Source organism: Metabacillus sp. cB07 (assembly GCF_016839225.1).
Classification (GTDB): domain Bacteria; phylum Bacillota; class Bacilli; order Bacillales; family Bacillaceae; genus Bacillus_P; species Bacillus_P indicus.
Genome location: NZ_CP069296.1, coordinates 2003378 through 2021592 on the forward strand (window position 1 = coordinate 2003378; position 18215 = coordinate 2021592).

At 44.6% G+C, this 18215-nt stretch carries 14 protein-coding genes; 10 read left to right on the plus strand and 4 right to left on the minus strand.

Going from position 1 to position 18215, the window contains the following annotated elements; genetic code table 11:
• Nucleotides 1-19 precede the first annotated feature (19 nt).
• Together JOJ89_RS10080 and plsY are read right to left on the minus strand one after the other, a co-directional pair.
• Nucleotides 20-1147: a CapA family protein gene (locus JOJ89_RS10080; protein WP_203290193.1), complete on the minus strand. Its 1128-nt coding sequence runs from the start codon at nt 1145-1147 to the stop codon at nt 20-22.
• A gap of 99 nt (nt 1148-1246) precedes the next feature.
• Nucleotides 1247-1831, minus strand: a complete 585-nt coding sequence (gene plsY / locus JOJ89_RS10085) for a glycerol-3-phosphate 1-O-acyltransferase PlsY (RefSeq protein WP_029281086.1) — start codon at nt 1829-1831, stop codon at nt 1247-1249.
• 106 nt (nt 1832-1937) lie between these two features.
• Here plsY and JOJ89_RS10090 point away from each other — a divergent pair, with 106 nt between their 5' ends.
• The 3 genes from JOJ89_RS10090 (at nt 1938) to parC (ending at nt 7225) form a co-directional block, all read left to right on the plus strand.
• A complete protein-coding gene (locus tag JOJ89_RS10090) occupies nt 1938-2351 on the plus strand; it encodes a CoA-binding protein (RefSeq protein ID WP_203290194.1) in 414 nt (137 codons plus the stop codon).
• Between the two features lie 482 nt (nt 2352-2833).
• Nucleotides 2834-4798 carry a DNA topoisomerase IV subunit B gene (gene parE, locus JOJ89_RS10095; RefSeq protein WP_029565675.1) on the plus strand — a complete coding sequence of 655 codons (1965 nt, stop codon included), beginning with the start codon at nt 2834-2836 and terminating at the stop codon, nt 4796-4798.
• Nucleotides 4799-4801: 3 nt separating this feature from the next.
• Nucleotides 4802-7225 (plus strand): DNA topoisomerase IV subunit A, encoded by a 2424-nt coding sequence (gene parC, locus JOJ89_RS10100; protein WP_029565676.1) that lies wholly within the window; start codon nt 4802-4804, stop codon nt 7223-7225.
• A gap of 190 nt (nt 7226-7415) precedes the next feature.
• On the opposite strand, the gene JOJ89_RS10105 is transcribed toward parC, so the two are convergent.
• Nucleotides 7416-7724 carry a hypothetical protein gene (locus JOJ89_RS10105; RefSeq protein ID WP_029281079.1) on the minus strand — a complete coding sequence of 103 codons (309 nt, stop codon included), beginning with the start codon at nt 7722-7724 and terminating at the stop codon, nt 7416-7418.
• A 183-nt stretch (nt 7725-7907) separates the two neighbouring features.
• On the opposite strand from JOJ89_RS10105, the gene JOJ89_RS10110 reads away from it, so the two are divergent.
• The 6 genes from JOJ89_RS10110 to cydC all read left to right on the plus strand — a co-directional run bounded on the left by JOJ89_RS10110 (nt 7908) and on the right by cydC (nt 15637).
• The gene (locus JOJ89_RS10110; protein ID WP_029281077.1) at nt 7908-9317 is read left to right on the plus strand and encodes an alanine/glycine:cation symporter family protein; all 1410 of its coding nucleotides are present in this window, start codon (nt 7908-7910) and stop codon (nt 9315-9317) included.
• A 361-nt stretch (nt 9318-9678) separates the two neighbouring features.
• The gene (locus JOJ89_RS10115) at nt 9679-11010 is read left to right on the plus strand and encodes a cytochrome ubiquinol oxidase subunit I (protein WP_203290196.1); all 1332 of its coding nucleotides are present in this window, start codon (nt 9679-9681) and stop codon (nt 11008-11010) included.
• 11 nt (nt 11011-11021) lie between these two features.
• Nucleotides 11022-12035, plus strand: a complete 1014-nt coding sequence (locus tag JOJ89_RS10120; RefSeq protein WP_203290197.1) for a cytochrome d ubiquinol oxidase subunit II — start codon at nt 11022-11024, stop codon at nt 12033-12035.
• A gap of 10 nt (nt 12036-12045) precedes the next feature.
• A complete protein-coding gene (gene cydS, locus JOJ89_RS21390) occupies nt 12046-12150 on the plus strand; it encodes a cytochrome bd oxidase small subunit CydS family protein (RefSeq protein ID WP_407656354.1) in 105 nt (34 codons plus the stop codon).
• A 50-nt stretch (nt 12151-12200) separates the two neighbouring features.
• Nucleotides 12201-13928 (plus strand): thiol reductant ABC exporter subunit CydD, encoded by a 1728-nt coding sequence (gene cydD, locus JOJ89_RS10125; protein ID WP_203290198.1) that lies wholly within the window; start codon nt 12201-12203, stop codon nt 13926-13928.
• On the plus strand, nt 13925-15637 hold the full coding sequence (cydC, locus tag JOJ89_RS10130; RefSeq protein WP_203290199.1) for a thiol reductant ABC exporter subunit CydC: 1713 nt from the start codon (nt 13925-13927) through the stop codon (nt 15635-15637). Before cydD ends, cydC begins: the two co-directional genes overlap by 4 nt.
• A gap of 42 nt (nt 15638-15679) precedes the next feature.
• Here cydC and JOJ89_RS10135 read toward each other — a convergent pair whose 3' ends face one another.
• Nucleotides 15680-16669 (minus strand): hypothetical protein, encoded by a 990-nt coding sequence (locus tag JOJ89_RS10135; RefSeq protein ID WP_203290200.1) that lies wholly within the window; start codon nt 16667-16669, stop codon nt 15680-15682.
• Nucleotides 16670-16877: 208 nt separating this feature from the next.
• On the opposite strand from JOJ89_RS10135, the gene JOJ89_RS10140 reads away from it, so the two are divergent.
• Nucleotides 16878-17699 carry a glycerophosphodiester phosphodiesterase gene (locus JOJ89_RS10140; RefSeq protein ID WP_029565684.1) on the plus strand — a complete coding sequence of 274 codons (822 nt, stop codon included), beginning with the start codon at nt 16878-16880 and terminating at the stop codon, nt 17697-17699.
• The last annotated feature ends 516 nt before the right edge of the window (nt 17700-18215 follow it).

Below are 18215 nucleotides of genomic sequence, written 5' to 3' on the forward strand. Positions count from 1 at the left end.
CAAAACAAAACGCATTTTTTTACTCGCCAGGATTTAAGTATTGAAACATGTGCTCCTGTATTTCTTTATTTTTGGCAGAATTGACGGTTTCCAGTTCTTTTACGCGGTATGTGCGATTGTTCTGGTTCACAACAATCGTCGGTACAAAGGATGGTTCAGCGAGCTGAATTTGTTTGTTTCCGTTTTCCGTTTTTTTGCTGATTTTAATGGAGAAAATACCGCCGATATCCTTATAATCGCTGACTTGTCCTGAAAGGAAGTTACCGAGAGAGTAGACGACGAAGGTCCTGTTTCCGTCCTGCCCCTCTACCCATTCCATTGGCTGCAGAACGTGGGGATGGTGGCCGATGACAAGATGAACTCCTTCATCAGCCAAGAAACGGGCAAGCTCCTGCTGATCAACGTTTGGCAGCCTGATGTATTCAACACCCCAGTGCATGCTGACGATGACCGCATCTGCCTGCTTTTTCATTTCCTGTATTTCTCTTTTCATCTTAGGCTTATCAATCAGATTGACAAGGTGGGGCTTTCCTTCTGGAACAGGAATGCCGTTTGTACCGTATGTGTAGGCGAGAAATCCAAGTTTAATGCCATTGACATTCAAGATTCTCGGCTCTGCGGCATCTTCCGGACTGCGGTAGGAGCCAACATAAGGCATCTGAATCTCGTCGTAGCGCGCCGTCGCATTTAATATCGCTTTTTCACCTCTGTCAAGCGTGTGGTTGTTCGCTATTCCCGCAATATCCACACCTGCATCCTGAAAAGCGTCAATCACTTCAAAGGGACTGTTAAAAGAAGGGTAGGTAGACAGTCCGATTTCTGTCCCGCCGATCATCGTTTCCTGATTGGCAAATGTGATGTCAGCCTGTCCGATCAGAGGTTTTACATCTTTAATCATGGGTTTGAAATCATATGTTCCGGAAGGCTGTTTTGCATCATTGTAAACTCTGCCGTGTATGAGAATGTCTCCGATTGCAGACAGTGTCAGCTCAGACTGAAACGATTTTGGCTGATGCTCTGTCTTGGTGGTTTGATGAAGCTCCACTTTCTTTTGAGGGGCTTCAGCAGGTTCTGCTGCAAGGAAAAAGGCAGCCGTGCCCATTGCAGCAATGGCTGCAGCTGCTGATATCATCCATTTTTTCTTCATGATGTAATCTCCTATTAAGTTTCTTTTCCTTCATCATATACGAAGTGCTTAAAAAAGAAAACGCTTTCCGCAAAACAGAAAAAGCCGCCAAAGGCAGCTTTAAATCCATTTTACTTTAGGTTCTGTTTTTTCTTTAATGCGTTTAATGTTTGCGCGGTGGCGGTATATAACAAACAGGGCCAGCACACTGACAATGGACGTCAGAATGACATCACCGTAGAAGATGCTGAAGACGACCGCATAAATGCCCGTCAGCATGGACGACAGAGATACATACTTCGTCAGGTAAAGGAACAGAAAAAAGACAGCAAGCATCGTGACAAACATCAGAGGTGCCGAGAAAAGCAGAATGCCTCCTGAAGTAGCAACGGCTTTTCCTCCTTTAAATCCTGCAAAAACCGGGTATGTATGGCCGATGACAGCGAATACGCCGATCAGAAGCGGGTGAACGCCTTCTAATCCGAAAAGAACGGGCAGCGATGCTGCAAGAGTCCCTTTCAGGATATCTGCGGCTGTAACAAGCAAACCGGCTTTAACCCCAAGCGTTCTGAACGTATTCGTGCCTCCAAGGTTGCCGCTTCCATGTTCGCGGATGTCAATTCCATAGCCCGCTTTGCCTACAATGAGGCCTGAAGGAATGGAACCCAGCAAATAAGCTAAAATAATAATGGCAGCAATGTACAAAGGATCCGCTCCTAACACTTTAAAAATAGATAATCTTATTTTATCATGTAACTAGCACTTAAGACTACGTCATAAAAAGAAAAAACCAAAAAAGGAGTGTCCAAAGATGAATATAGAAATCCCATCAAGAGAAGAAATCGGCAAGATTTTAAAGAAAAGCAGGCGCATTGCTGTTGTAGGATTGTCCGATCAGCCCGACAGAACGTCTTACATGGTCAGCAAAGCTATGCAGGATGCAGGGTATGAAATTATTCCGGTAAATCCTATGATCAAAGAAGCGCTGGGAGTAAAAGCAGTCAGTTCTTTAAAAGAAATCGACGGACACATTGATATCGTGAACGTATTCAGAAGATCCGAACACCTCCTGCCGGTCGCAGAGGAATTTCTTGAGGCAGACGCTGATGTGTTCTGGGCGCAGCTTGGACTACTGAATGAGGATGCTTATAAACTGCTTAAGGATAAAGGATACACTGTCATTATGGACCGCTGCATTAAAGTTGAACATGCTTTGACTAAATAAAAAAATCACATGGGATTTGTCCCATGTGATTTTTTTTAGTTTCAAGCGAGGTCAACACATCACCATTGGTACCGATAAATAGGAATGGAAGGCGCTTTTACCTCGACGGCTGAAGAATCCTGCGGTCATTCATCTTTTTTGCATATCGGATGGCATTCAGAACAATACTGGATAAAAATGATTGTTGTCGGATGCGTCAGTTAAGGTAAGAGTCAATTCAACATTTTTCCAAAATATTTTCAATTTTGCCGTACATCTGCTAAGATTTAGTTTGCGAATCTTACGGCAGCAGATAAAATATAGCTTAGGCATTTATTTTTATACGCTGTCATTTCTAATCAATGGTAAACTTAAAAAGAGTAATAGGCAAAGGCTTGTCACACTGTCCGGATGTAAGATACAATAGATGCAAACGTACGTTCTTGTTTGCGGGACGGTTTCTTATCAGCGGCACTTGTTTTTTTGAAAGGAGCTTAAATCGTTTGAGTAAGCAGCAATTTGAGTACAATGATGATGCGATCCAAGTATTAGAGGGGCTTGAGGCAGTGCGCAAAAGACCGGGGATGTATATCGGCAGCACGGATGCAAGAGGACTGCATCACCTCGTTTATGAAATCGTGGATAATTCCGTCGATGAAGCACTCGGCGGATTTGGCGACCATATCATTGTCAAAATACATAAAGACAACAGTATATCTGTTACAGACAAAGGCCGGGGGATGCCAACAGGCATGCATAAACTCGGAAAACCAACGGCGGAAGTCATCATGACTGTTCTCCATGCAGGAGGGAAATTCGGTCAGGGAGGCTATAAAACGAGCGGCGGTCTTCACGGTGTCGGTGCATCGGTTGTAAATGCCCTTTCTGAATGGGTGACTGTCACCATTCACCGCGATGGGTTTACGTATCAGCAGCGGTTTGAAAATGGCGGAAAACCAGTTACAACGCTTGAGAAGATCGGGAAATCAGCCAAAACGGGCACAATTATTCACTTCAAGCCGGATCCCGTTATCTTCAGCACTACGACCTATAATGCCGAAACATTAAGCGAGCGCTTACGCGAATCAGCCTTTCTTTTAAAAGGCTTAAAAATAGAACTGATTGACGACCGGAACCAGACGAAAGAAGTCTATCATTATGAAACCGGAATTGAAGCCTTTGTATCCTATCTTAATGAAGAAAAGGATTCCCTTCATAACGTCGTATTCTTCGAAGGGATTCAAAACAGCATTGAAGTGGAATTTGCCTTTCAGTTCAATGATGGCTATTCGGAGAATATTCTCTCTTTCGTCAATAACGTGCGCACGAAAGACGGCGGCACACATGAATCCGGATCCAAGACTGCGATGACACGCGCTTTTAATGAATACGCCAGAAAGATAGGGATTTTAAAAGAGAAAGATAAAAACCTTGATGGGTCTGACATTCGCGAGGGCCTTTCAGCCATAGTTTCTGTCCGCATACCGGAAGAGCTTCTTCAGTTTGAGGGACAAACCAAAGGAAAGCTTGGAACGAGTGAGGCAAGATCAGCGGTAGATGCTGTTGTTTCAGAAAACCTTGCCTATTTCCTTGAGGAAAATCCGGAAACGAGCACGCTTTTAGTCAGAAAAGCCATAAAGGCCTATCAGGCAAGAGAAGCTGCCAGAAAAGCGCGCGAAGAAGCAAGAAGCGGGAAGAAACGAAAGCGGTCTGAAGCGACGCTGAGCGGGAAGCTGACGCCAGCACAGTCAAGAAACCCCCAGAAAAATGAACTGTACCTGGTGGAAGGAGACTCTGCGGGAGGCTCAGCAAAGCAAGGGAGAGACCGGCGCTTTCAGGCAGTTCTTCCTTTGCGCGGAAAAGTGATTAACACCGAAAAAGCGAAGCTTGCGGATATTTTCAAAAATGAAGAGATCAATACGATTATTCATGCGATCGGCGCAGGTGTCGGTGCAGATTTTCAGGTGGACGACTGCAATTACGACAAAGTTGTCATTATGACGGATGCCGACACAGACGGCGCGCATATCCAGGTGCTGATCCTGACTTTCTTCTACCGTTATATGAAACCGCTGATTGAAGCGGGGAAAGTGTTTATTGCCCTGCCTCCCCTGTACAAGGTGAGCAAAGGCACCGGAAAAAAAGCGGTAATCGAGTATGCCTGGTCTGATGAAGAACTTCAGGGCGTACTGAAAAAAGTCGGCCGGGGATATATGATTCAGCGCTATAAGGGTCTTGGCGAGATGAATGCCGACCAGCTCTGGGAAACAACTATGGATCCTGCGACAAGAACGCTTATCAGGGTGCGCATTGATGATGCTGCACGTGCTGAGCGCAGGGTGACAACCCTTATGGGTGATAAAGTAGAGCCAAGAAGAAAATGGATTGAAAGCAATGTCGCATTTGGTCTTGATGAAGAAACAAACATTCTTGAAAACGAAAACTTATCCGTCACAGAGGAGGAATAACAGATGACACAACAAGAAAAATACCGCGATCTCCCTCTTGAAGATGTGATAGGTGACAGGTTCGGCCGCTACAGCAAATACATTATACAGGACAGAGCGCTGCCTGATGCCCGTGACGGTCTGAAGCCTGTACAGCGCAGAATTCTGTATGCCATGCATGTTGACGGTAATACAAACGATAAAAACTTCAGAAAATCAGCAAAAACGGTCGGTAATGTAATCGGCAATTATCATCCTCACGGAGACACATCTGTTTATGATGCAATGGTGAGGATGAGCCAGGACTGGAAAGTGCGCAATCTCCTGATTGAGATGCACGGCAACAACGGAAGCAACGACGGTGACCCGCCTGCTGCGATGCGTTATACAGAGGCGCGTCTCTCACCAATTGCATCTGAGCTGCTAAGGGACATCGAAAAACGCACAGTCGAATTTGTGCCGAACTTTGATGATACAAGCAGTGAACCGCTTGTTCTGCCTGCCATGTATCCAAACCTCCTTGTAAACGGGTCCACGGGGATATCAGCAGGTTATGCAACAGACATTCCGCCTCACCATCTTGGAGAGGTCATTGATGCTGTGATGAAACGCATTGACAAACCGGATTGCACCGTTGACGAGTTGATGACTGTCATAAATGGCCCCGATTTTCCGACCGGAGGCATTATCCAGGGAATTGACGGCATTAAGAAAGCGTATGAAACGGGTAAAGGGAAAGTCATTATCCGTGGAAAAGCAGAGATTGAGAGCGTCAGGGGCGGCAAACAGCAGATTGTCATTACAGAAATTCCATTTGAAGTGAATAAGGCAAACCTTGTGAAGCGCATGGACGAGTTCAGGATTGAGCGAAAGCTTGACGGTATTGCCGAGGTGCGTGACGAAACAGACCGGACCGGAATGAGGATTGTCGTCGAACTGAAAAAAGACGCTGATGCACAGGGAATTCTGAATTACCTGTACAAAAACAGCGACCTGCAGGTTCCTTATAATTTTAATATGGTGGCCATACATAACAGACGCCCGACACTCATGACGCTGCCTGCGATTCTTGATGCATATATTTCGCATCAGAAGGAAGTCATTACAAACCGCTCCAAATACGATCTTGAAAAGGCAAGAGAGCGCCAGCATATCGTCGAGGGACTCATTAAAGCCCTGTCTATCCTCGATGAGGTGATTGCTGTTATCAGGGCATCCAAGGACAAGCGGGATGCAAAGGATAACTTAATTGCAAAGTTTGCGTTCACGGAAATTCAGGCTGAAGCTATAGTATCCCTTCAGCTTTACCGGTTAACAAACACGGACATCACGGCTCTTCAAAACGAAGCGAAAGAGCTTGATGAAAAAATAGCACAGCTTCTTGAGATCCTGAACAATGAGAAAAAACTGTATCAGGTGATTAAAACGGATTTGAAAAAAATCAAAAAAACTTATGCCGATGATAGACGCTCTGTCATTCAGCATGAGATACAGGAAATAAAAATCAATCTTGAAGTGATGATTCCGTCAGAAGACGTCATTGTTACAGTAACGAAGGACGGCTATATCAAACGTACGAGCAGCCGTTCATACTCAGCATCAAACGGCCAGGATTTCGGCATGAAAGAAACAGACAGACTGCTCGGGAAATTTGACATAAATACTACCGAAACCATTCTGCTGTTCACAAGCAAGGGCAATTATATATACTGTCCGGTGCATGAAATTCCTGACATCCGCTGGAAGGACCTCGGCCAGCATATTGCCAATCTTGTCAGCCTGGAGCGGGATGAACAGCTGATTAAGGCCATGCCTGTTAAAGATTTTGAAGCCGCGCAGTACCTGCTCTTTGTCACAAAGAACGGGATGGTCAAGAAAACCGAACTGAAATTGTATAAGGCCCAGCGGTACTCAAAAGCGTTAATGGCTGTCAATCTTAAAGGCGATGACGAGTTAGTCAATGTATTTATGACATCCGGAAACGATGATCTGTTTTTAGCAACGCAGTTCGGATACGGTTTGTGGTTTGCTGAAGAAGAAGTCAGCATTGTCGGTGCAAGAGCGGCAGGAGTAAAAGGAATGAATTTAAAAGAGGGAGATACAGTAGCAGGCGCTGCGGTTTTCCCAGCAGGAGACATTCCGCAGGTTGTCATTGTCACACAGCGCGGCGCTGCAAAGAAAATGTCGCTTAAAGAATTTGAAAAGACTTCAAGAGCCAAGCGCGGATTAATCATGCTGAGAGAGCTGAAGAACAATCCTCACAGAGTCGTTGGCATGCACCTTGTCGATCCGTCCAGCAAACTGATGCTGAAGACAGAAAAAGGGCATACAGAAGAAGTTCACGCAGCACAGCTGCGCGCAAATGACAGATACAGCAACGGATCCTTCTTTATCGATGAAGGAGACTCAGGGTCAGTTAAAGAAGTCTGGGTGCCGGTCACCCAATAAATGAAAAGACATCCCTAAAATAAAAGGGATGTCTTTTTTGCGTCTTATTTATTTTTAGAGAAGTATTCAGTAAACGCGTGCATAATCTCAATTCCCTGATACAAAAATAGACTGAAGGCTGTTAATGAAAAACCAGTCACCATAATAAGTCTCATCCAGAACATCGCAATTCCCTCCTTTTTTAAAGATTCTAGGGTCTTAGCGATGTATGGCCATAATAGGAGGACTGGTAAAAAACAGACAGCAGAAATTTCTTTAACAGGCCTGCTGAAGCTGACAAAGCAGCAATCACCGCGGCCGCTAAAAATACAGGTACCAAGCTTGACTCGCTTTGGTCCATGCTGAAAGGCATTTTCTCGTATTCAACTTTATCCGCTGAAAACAGCTGAACATGTTCTTCAACGTCAAAAGCCGGCGTCTTTACGGGATGATGCTGCACATGCGGCGAAACCCCGGTCAGGAGAAGGGCAATGAGAAATAGAAACATCGTGTGTCTCATAACATTCCTCCTTTTAAGTCGTGCAATCGAATATACATAATCATAACGCATTATAGCGGATTCGAACAGTGGAAACTTTTTTCGTTTTTACTGTGCAAATCGACAATTTCTGATATACTTTATCTTTGGAATGTTAGAAAACCTGACATTAATTCAGAAAATTCTTTACTTCGGAGGTTTTATATGGATTTTTTAAATGGAATAATTTCCGGCGGGAATACAATTTTGTGGTCATACTTGCTGATCTATATGCTTGTAGGACTTGGTTTGTATTTCACAGTCCGATCAGGATTTGTCCAGTTCCGCTACTTTGGTGAAATGTTCAGGCTTTTAAAGGAACCTGCAATGGTATCCAAAGAAGGAAAAAGAGGCATTTCATCTCTGCAGGCATTCTTTATCAGTGCAGCGTCAAGGGTTGGCACCGGTAACTTAGCTGGAGTAGCTATTGCCATTGCCGTCGGAGGACCGGGAGCGGTTTTCTGGATGTGGCTGATTGCGCTGGTCGGAATGGCTTCAAGCTTTGTAGAAAGCACTCTCGCTCAGGTATATAAAGTAAAAGACGGAGATCAGTTCCGCGGCGGACCCGCTTACTATATGGAAAAAGCGCTGAACGCCAGATGGATGGGCATCTTTTTTGCCGTTTTAATTACATTATGCTTTGGTCTGATTTTCAATGCTGTTCAGGCCAATACAATCGCTCTTGCATTTGACAGTGCCTTTCAAATTGATAAAACCGTCATGGCTATCATCCTTGCGGTCTTCACGGCCATCATTATTTTTGGAGGACTTAAGCGGATAGCCGCTGCTACTCAAATTATAGTACCTGTCATGGCCCTTATTTACATAGGCGTTGCGCTTGTTGTTGTGATTATGAACATTACTGAGGTGCCGGCAGTTATTGGTGTTATTTTTGCCAACGCATTCGGATTTGAGCAGGCAGTCGGCGGCGGTATTGGAGCTGCTGTTGAGAATGGCATTAAGAGAGGACTGTTCTCGAATGAAGCGGGTATGGGTAGTGCACCGAATGCTGCCGCTACGGCAAACGTTTCGCATCCTGTTAAACAAGGCTTCATTCAGACTCTCGGTGTCTTCTTCGACACGATTATCATTTGCAGCACGACAGCGTTCCTGATCCTGCTGTTTGACACGACTCCGGATTCTTCGCTTGATGGAATACAGATCACGCAGGCAGCCCTTCAGTCACATATAGGAGACTGGGCAGGTACGTTCCTTGCTGTAGCAATTCTGCTGTTCGCATTCAGTTCGGTTATCGGAAATTACTACTACGGGGAAACAAATATTGAGTTTCTTAACGGAAGCAAGACGGTGCTTTTTATCTACCGTTTAGCTGTAGTCGGTATGGTTATTTTCGGTTCTGTATCAGGCTTCCAGCTAATCTGGGATATGGCTGACCTGTTTATGGGTCTTATGGCAGTTACGAACCTGATCGCCATTGCCATCCTTTCAAAAATTGCTTTCGCTGTCCTGAAAGATTACAGCCGTCAGCGAAAAGAAGGCAAAAATCCTGTATTTAAAGCAAGCTCCATTAAAGGGCTAAAACATACAGAATGCTGGGAAGACGATGAGGTTTAACCCCTGAATAAGAAACATAAGAAAAAGCACACCTTTCAGTTTTTGAACGGTGTGCTTTTTCTTTTGAAAAGAGTAGGCCTGCAGACTAAGAGCAAGCCAATTTTTATTTAGAAGGAATAAGGGGCTTTGTCAAATGTCCTGCTGTGTAAATGGCGAAGAGTTTGTGAAAATGTGAACAAACTTTATCAATTTCATGATTTCTATCGTCCTGCGGATGAATTTGGGCTAAACTAATCAATAGAAGCAGTTCATTCCAATCTTGTATGTGAAAACATTCACAAACATTTGTTTTGATTATCCTGATTAGAGGAAAAGAATGGGTAAACTGCTATACATTGCGTGATGTAAGGGGGAAGGAAGATTGTTTGAGTATGATCCGGTATTATACAGCAGAATTTTGACAGGATTGACACTTGCATTTCACACGATTTTTTCCACACTTGGAGTCGGTGTGCCGCTGCTCATTGCTCTTGCAGAGTGGATCGGCATCAGAAGGAACGATGGCCATTATCATCTGCTTGCAAGAAGATGGGCGAGGGGCTACATCATCACAGTTGCTGTAGGGGTTGTAACAGGAACGGCAATAGCCCTTCAGCTAAGTCTGCTGTGGCCGAATTTTATGCAGGTTGCCGGTCAGACAATCAGTCTGCCGCTGTTTTTGGAAACCTTCGCGTTTTTCTTTGAAGCTATTTTTCTTGGCATCTACCTTTATACATGGGACCGCTTCAAAAAGAAAATCTACCATTTGCTGCTGCTGATCCCGGTGGCTCTCGGAGCGACGCTTTCCGGTTTCTTTATCACAACAGTAAATGCCTTTATGAACGCTCCGCTAGGATTTACGATGGAAAACGGAGTTCTGAAAGGCGTTAATCCTTTGCTTGCGATGTTTAACCCTGCAACGCCGACAAAAATGGCGCATGTGCTGTCTTCGGCTTATTTAACATCTGCCTGCGTGCTGGCAGCGATTGCCGCATTTATGATTCTCAGGGGCAGAGAGCATGTGTATTACAAAAAAGCACTAAGTCTCTCCATGACTGTAGCTTTTGTCTGTGCAATAAGTACGGCCGTCATTGGTGACTTATCAGGAAAATATTTAGCAGAATACCAGCCGGAAAAACTGGCTGCTGCTGAATGGCATTTTGAAACAGCGGAGGAAGCTTCTTTAATTCTCGGAGGAATACTCGATGAAAACAACGAGGTCAAATATGCACTTGAGATTCCGTATGCTTTGAGCATTCTTGCCCACGGAACGCCTGATGCAGAGGTTACGGGACTTGAAGAGTTTCCGGAAGAAGAATGGCCTCCGCTTGTCGTCCATTATTTCTTTGATCTGATGGTCGGAATCGGCATGTTTTTGGCGCTTGTATCCTTCGTGTTCATGGTCATGAAGTGGCGGAAGAAGTCAAATGAGCTGAACCGGGTCCTTTTATGGCTGATTGTCAGCACTGGTCCTCTTGCCATGCTTGCGATCGAAGCGGGATGGTTCTTTACGGAAGAAGGCAGACAGCCGTGGATCCTAAGAGGCTACATGACAACGGCGGAAGGTGCGACAACGTCAGGCTATGTTGATATCATGCTGTATTTGTTCATCGCCCTGTACGCGGTGCTTGCTGTCTCGGCAGCAGCTGTGCTTCGCCGCACATTTAAAGCAAATCCTGCTGAACGCGAGCTTGAAAAATTAGGAATGAAATAGGAGAGGACAAGATGGATTATGAACTGATTGGAATTACCGTGCTCTGGACATTTTTGTACGGTTACCTTATTGTCGCGTCCATTGATTTTGGTGCAGGCTTTTTTAATTACTATTCTGCACTGACAGGACGGGGGCCGATTGTAAAAAAAGTGATTAACCGGTATTTGTCTCCGGTCTGGGAAGTGACGAATGTATTTCTGATTTTCTTCTACATCGGACTGGTCGGATTTTTCCCGTCGCTTGCCTTCTACTACGGTACAGCCTTACTTGTGCCAGGGAGCATTGCCATCATTCTGATTGCACTGCGCGGTTCGTATTATGCGTTTCATCACTACGGAAACCGAGAAAATCTCTGGTATCAGTTTTTATATGGCGCGACAGGCCTGCTGATTCCGGCATCACTATCTGTTGTGCTTACACTGTCTGAAGGCGGCTTTATTGACGTCAGCGGGGATGAGGTGCAGCTGAATTATGCAGAGCTCTTTACGAGCACGTATGCGTGGGCCGTAGTCTTTCTGGCGATTGTAAGCGTGCTGTATATCTCTGCAAGCTTTCTGACGTTTTATTCTCATAAAGCGGGAGACAGCAGTGCCTTCAGCCTTCTGCGCAAATATGCGCTGTTCTGGAGCGGCCCGACTATTCTTGCAAGCTTGCTTGTATTTGTGTCCCTAAGAGAGCATAATCCGGATCATTTTCAGCGGATGCTGGATATGTCCTGGCTCTTCGGATTATCCCTTTTATTTTTTGCTGGTGCCGTGTATCTGATCTGGAAAAAGAAGCGTTTGGGCGTTTCGTTCATCTTGGTCATGCTGCAGTTTGCGGCGGCATTTTACGGGTACGGGGCATCCCATTTGCCGTATGTGCTTTATCCGTACGTCACGATCTACACAAGCTTTACAAACGACACGATGGCACTGGCGCTTATCCTTGCTTTTATCGCAGGATTGATGCTTTTAGTACCGTCTTTATACTTGCTGATGAGGCTGTTCCTTTTTGATAACGATTATGTGAAAGGCAAAAAATAGGAGGGATACCATGCAGACATTTTTGATCATGGTGGCACCGGTTCTAATTGTCGCAGTGACCGTTACAGGATTATTTGTCTGGGGTGCTTACGCAAAAGAGCCCTATGAAAAATAAAATGTGCAAAGGCTAATAACAGGCTTAAGACGCATAAAGGAGTCCGTGTCATGCAGCTGAAACATTTAGCTTCAAACCATAAAAAACATATCTGGCTACTCCGGGTGCATGCTGCATTAACAGGTGCAGCCATTATTGCACAGGCGTGGCTGTTCGTCAGTGTGACAGACGCCGTCTTTTTAAACGATGCGCCGTTCCGGGAAGTTGTTCCTGATCTATTTATTTTGCTCGCCGTGTCTCTATGCAGAGCAGGATTTATGTATTTCGGCAACAAAACCGGGGTTTCATTAGCGGCAGCTGTTAAGAAGGATGTTCGGTCATTGCTTCTCCAAAAGATGTCCAAAGAATCTGTTTTGAGCTCTTCGGGCGGACAGACCGGCAGAAAAGTAAACGTTCTGCTGGATGCCGCAGATGAAATCTCGCCTTATTTCAGCACCTATATTCCCCAGATGATCCAGACGGGAATCATTCCGCTGATGATGGCCGCTGCCGTGTTTACACAGCATGTTTATTCCGGCATCATTCTGCTTGTAACAGCCCCCTTTATTCCGCTTGCCATGGCACTTGCAGGCAGGAAGAGCAAGGATAAGGCAGACCAGCAGATGGAGAGGCTCTCGCAATTTTCCGGCCATTTTCTTGATGTTCTTCAGGGGCTTGTGACGCTGAAGGTGCTGGGACGTTCAAAAGAGCAGAAAGAAAAGATCGCAGAGAGCAGCCTTGAAATCCGTGACGCCACGATGCAGGTTTTGAAGGTGGCATTTCTTTCAGCGCTCTCCTTGGAGTTTATTTCAATGCTCAGCATTGGACTGATTGCCTTTGAACTTGGCCTGCAGATTGTTGTTTTTCAGACTGTGACATTCTTTTCTGCCTTCTTTATTCTCATACTTGTTCCTGATTTCTACCTGCTTCTAAAAGATTATGGAAGTGCTTTTCATGCAGGAAGAGGAAGCATGGGTGCTGCGAAGCTGATTGCGGAGGAGCTTGATGAGCGGGATGTTGCTTTAGAATGGGGAAATCAGAAGCTTGGTGATGGTCCGCCTGAGCTTCATCTGCAAAAGGCTTCTTACTCATATAAGAACAGTTCATTTGCCTTGAAGGACATTGATGTTCACCTTAAACCCTGTGAAAAAGCAGCGATTGTCGGGAGTAACGGTTCAGGCAAGACGACCCTGCTTCATATTATCGGCGGACTGATTCAGCCTGATGAAGGACGGATAATCATTAATGGCAAAGAGCGCGGAGCTTATGATGAAATGAGCTGGTTTGGTAGCATGGCTTACATCTCTCAGCATCCGCATATCTTCTCCGGGACAATCGCAGAAAACATAGCCATTGGTCAGAGGAAAAGTGCGTGCCGTCAGGAAATTGAGGATGCCGCCCGCAAAGCGGGTCTTGCTTCCATGATTGAAGCTCTCAATCACGGGTTTGATACGGTCATCGGCGAAGGAGGAAGGGGTCTGTCAGGAGGCGAAAAGCAAAGACTTGCTCTCGCACGGGCATTTCTGAAAAAACCTGCATTTATCCTGTTTGATGAACCGACTACAGGCCTTGACCTTCATACAGAAAAGATTCTCCAGCAGTCGATAAAAGAGATCGGGGAATGCGCGACCGTGGTTACCGTGGCTCACAGGCTGTACACAATAAAAGATGCAGACATTATTTATTATATGGAAAACGGAAGACTCGCTGCCCGGGGCACTCATTTGGAACTGCTGGACCGTTCCGAGTCTTACCGCAGCATGTTTCATATGCAAAGAAAGGAGGCTGCGGCCAAGTGAAAGACATTTCTCATATCGTAAGGTTAATGTGGAATGAAAAAAGGGATATATGGCTTACCGTCTTATTGGGCTTCCTTGCAGGTATAACGGGTATTGCCTTATTTGCATCAAGCGGCTATTTAATATCAAAAGCCGCTCTGCTGCCGCCTCTTTACACACTGACAGTTATGCTCGCGCTTCTGAAGCTTGCGGGTATTGCGAGAGCACTCAGCAGATATGCAGAGAGACTTGTCTCCCACAGGGCAACCTTTACCATTTTGAAAGATGTGCGCGCCTCCTTTTACGAAAAACTGGAACCAATGGTCCCGAGGATTTTCAATACGTACCGGAGCGGTGATTTGCTTTCAAGGATTGTTGGAGATGTAGAGAACCTGCAGAACTTTTTCCTGAGGGTGTTTTATCCGCCGGTTGTCTTTCTGTTTGTCTTTTTAAGCACGATTGCTTTTGTATCGTTTTACTCCGTCCCGATTGCCTTGATGCTTTTAGCGGGTATGGTGCTGACAGGAATGGTGATCCCGGCATACTTTGCTTATCGTCAAAAAAAATGGGATGACTCTGTCCGGGACATGAGAAGCCTGTTCTCATCAGAAGCGGCTGAATTTTACTATGGTTACAGAGATTTGAACATCTATGGCCAGACGGCAGAAAAAGAGGAAAAGCTCCGCAGGCTTTCTGATTTGCTTGCAGATAAACAGGCGATATTAGATAACAGGGTGAATCAGACACAATCAATTAACACTGCGATTACGGTCATTATAAACTGCGGAATTTTAGCACTCGGGGCTTACCAGGCAGCAGCGGGAGAGCTGAACGGTCTGTATCTTGCTATGCTTGTGATGATTTCACTCAATGTATTTGAGTTTGCTGTTCCGATGGCTGCCTTTCCAGTTTATTACGAGGAGAGCAGGCGCGCTTCTAAAAGATTGTACTCATTCCCAGAAGAGCCGGTCTTACAGGAAGAAAAGAAGCAGGCTGACATCACACAGGATGGGTTCTCTATTCACGTAAAGAATGTTCATTATTCTTACGGCTCAGCGGGTTCCGGTCTAAAAGGTGTTACTGTCGCGTTTCCGCAAGGTTCAAAAACGGCCGTTGTCGGACCATCCGGTTCCGGAAAATCGACGCTGCTGATGCTGTTAATGAAAATGTACGAACCGGAATCTGGAGAAATTACCTTGAATGAAAAGCCGCTTGCTGACATCATCAGTGAGAGCCTCTGGGAAGGATGCAATATTGTTCTGCAGGACAATCACTTTTTTTACGGAACCATCCGTGAAAATCTGCTGATCGCTGTCAAAGAAGAAGCAGAGGACGCAGATCTGCTTCACGCATTGAAGGAGGCAGGCCTTGAGAACAAGCGGCTTGATGATCTTGTTCTTGAAAAAGGCGATAACCTGTCAGGCGGTGAAAAACAGAAGCTTGCCATCGCAAGAATCCTGCTGAAGAAAGCGGGTCTGTGGCTGCTTGATGAACCAACAGCTTCAATGGATCTACTGTCAGAGCAGAGTATTCATAACACATTGTTTGAGCATGCCCGGAATCAAACACTCATTCTCGTCAGTCACCGTCTGACAGGCCTTGAGAAGATGGACCAGATCATTGTTATGGATCAGGGGTGCATTCTTGAAAAGGGACCTTATGAAGAACTCATGAGGAGAAAAGGTTATTTTTACGGTTTGAAGCAAATTGAACAAGAAGTACTCGTATAAAAGATAAAATCCCTCTCGGTTATGAGAGGGATTTTTTGCGTCCTACTGTCCTTTCGACAGCAGGCTGTCTTCTTGGAACTTCTCTGGAGGCGTTTCAAAACCGACAGAGGTCTGTAAATCAAGTATTTCAAAAGTAACTTCAAAGCTTGACGCAGCATCATTTAGCGGGAAAGTAAACGTTTCAGCACCACTAGAGGCAATAAACAGCTTCTCATCTGATGCCAGTTTAACTCCATCCTGGAAATAAGTGATTTGTGCTTTGAAGGCAACCTGTGATTGATCGGAAGCAGCAAAGGTGATTTTATCTTTTTGAATCGTTTTTAATTCAGGCCCTGTAAGAATTCTGTCACGGTCAGCCTTTATGCCTGTTTCTTTTTCAAGATAAGCAATCAGCTTTTTGTTCTCAAGCACATTAGGAAGCTCCTTGTTTTCATGCTGTGTCATTTGATAGAAGGGCTCATTACTTGATAGAACATCGCTTTTGCTCGTTTTTCTTCCTGAACCGTACAACAGCACATAGTCATCAGCCATAATTTCCTGCGGATACCACATATGATCTCCATCTGAATAATTCCAAAAAGCATCCCACCGTACAGGGGCATCTTCAAGACCTCTGAGTTTGCTCCACTCAGAGAATGGAAAGTGATGGCTTTTTATATAGTGATAGGCAAAATGATGCCCGTATTCATGTGAGAGAGTATCTCTGTAGGAGGAGGCATCGGTTTGTTTGTCGCCATGATAGAGAGTAATCGTGTCTGTTAACGCGCTAAATCTTCCTTTTGCCGCTGAACCGTTTAAAGAACCACCTTGAATTCGCACTTCCTGGAGGAGAGAAATTTCTTTTCCGTGTTTATTTTGAATCAATTCTTTATATAGTTCTTTCAAATTTTCTTCATCCCATTTTTCGCTGTAGCTTACAAACATAATACCCTCCGGAGATTGATAGCTTGCATGATAGTCTGAATCATAAACAAGCGGGTCAAGGCTTAACAGAATAGGGAGGGATAAGAGCAAAAGCACATACTTCATCATTGTGTTCACTCCTCTCTGACATGAGTGTATCACGTTCATTGCGGCCAGGGGATTTCCAATACTTGTATGTAAAGAAAACCATGATAAATTTCCCAGAAATCTTTATCTGTTTGATAAGAATCTGACACAGCATGTTTATACGGCATACATAATCATCCAGTAAAGTAAAAGTTGTGAATATGAGACATAAGAAGAAGGAGACGATGGAATGATGAAAAAATGGGCAGCCGGAGCGGGAATGGCTATCATGTTGCTTGGAGGGCCGCTGCTGCAGCCGACAGCAGCAGATGCTTCAGCAGTAAAAGTTGAAAATGTTGCACACAGGGGTGCGTCTGGCTATGCTCCTGAAAACACGATTGCAGCTTTTGACAAAGCGGTAGAAATGAAAGCCGACTATATTGAGATTGACGTGCAGCAGTCTAAAGACGGCGAACTGGTCATTATTCATGACACTACAGTAGACCGGACGACAGACGGAAGCGGTAAAGTGAAGGATCTTACATACGATGAGCTCAGCAGGCTTGATGCAGGCAGCTGGAAGGGCGAAGAATTTACCGGAGAAAAAATCCCCACGTTTGATGAAATTCTTGACCGCTACAGAGGCAAAACCGGCATCTTAATTGAGCTCAAAGCACCTGAGCTTTATCCGGGAATTGAAGAAAAAGTAGCTGAAGAGCTTCAAGAACGCAACATGGACAAGCCCCAAAATGAAAAGATCATTGTTCAGTCGTTTAACTTTGACTCGATGAAAAAGATGGATGCCTTGCTGCCTAAAGTACCAATCGGCGTGCTGACATCATCCATACTTCATACAACTGATACGGCTCTGAATGAATTCAGTACATATGCAGACTACTTTAACCCAAACTACGGCATCGTTTCGAAGGATTTAGTAGCAAATGTGCATGAAAAAGGCATGAAAATCCAGTCCTGGACCGTTCGCACACAGGAAACAGCCGATTTTCTGCTTGAGATGGGTGTAGACGGAATCATTACGGATTATCCTGACTATGTTGATCCAAGAAAGTAAGAAGATTAGCCGGCTCTCTAAAGAAAAGAGGCCGGTTTTTTGCTTTAGCAGAAAAAACAGCTGGAAGGGTGTGCAGATTATAAAAACTAATAAAACAATGTTCTAAATAATCAGTTTAAATTGACTCTAGCCAAGAGAGATGAAAACCATTAGTTTAAAGGCTTCAGCAAGTTGTAAAAAGCACCAGAAGAAACAATTCAATCATAAAAACGTTATGTAAACTGAGCTGGAATTAAAGAAGAGATACTTGGAATTAGCTCATTAAATAACGTGCATAATCAAGAGCTTAAATCCAACGAAAAAATAACATCAGCTGAAAATATGCTTAAAACATATGTGAATTGCATTAATTGAAATATTGTAGTGATCTGCAGAAAAAATCTTATGAATTTAAAGAGAAATGTGTGCAGCAGATACAATGAGTCAAAGACGTTATTTTTTCTTTCTGTCTCATTCACTTAAGTTTACTTGTTATTTGAGACTGGAAATAACACTTTATATGTAGCTGTCTATAAT

Excerpts from the sequence above, each read along its gene's own strand:
- JOJ89_RS10135 (WP_203290200.1), bottom strand. The coding sequence starts at position 16,669 with ATGATGAAGTATGTGCTTTTGCTCTTATCCCTCCCTATTCTGTTAAGC.
- parC (WP_029565676.1), top strand. The coding sequence starts at position 4,802 with ATGACACAACAAGAAAAATACCGCGATCTCCCTCTTGAAGATGTGATA.
- JOJ89_RS10140 (WP_029565684.1), top strand. The coding sequence starts at position 16,878 with ATGATGAAAAAATGGGCAGCCGGAGCGGGAATGGCTATCATGTTGCTT.
- cydD (WP_203290198.1), top strand. The coding sequence starts at position 12,201 with ATGCAGCTGAAACATTTAGCTTCAAACCATAAAAAACATATCTGGCTA.
- JOJ89_RS10090 (WP_203290194.1), top strand. The coding sequence starts at position 1,938 with ATGAATATAGAAATCCCATCAAGAGAAGAAATCGGCAAGATTTTAAAG.
- JOJ89_RS10110 (WP_029281077.1), top strand. The coding sequence starts at position 7,908 with ATGGATTTTTTAAATGGAATAATTTCCGGCGGGAATACAATTTTGTGG.
- JOJ89_RS10120 (WP_203290197.1), top strand. The coding sequence starts at position 11,022 with ATGGATTATGAACTGATTGGAATTACCGTGCTCTGGACATTTTTGTAC.
- JOJ89_RS10080 (WP_203290193.1), bottom strand. The coding sequence starts at position 1,147 with ATGAAGAAAAAATGGATGATATCAGCAGCTGCAGCCATTGCTGCAATG.
- JOJ89_RS10105 (WP_029281079.1), bottom strand. The coding sequence starts at position 7,724 with ATGAGACACACGATGTTTCTATTTCTCATTGCCCTTCTCCTGACCGGG.
- cydS (WP_407656354.1), top strand. The coding sequence starts at position 12,046 with ATGCAGACATTTTTGATCATGGTGGCACCGGTTCTAATTGTCGCAGTG.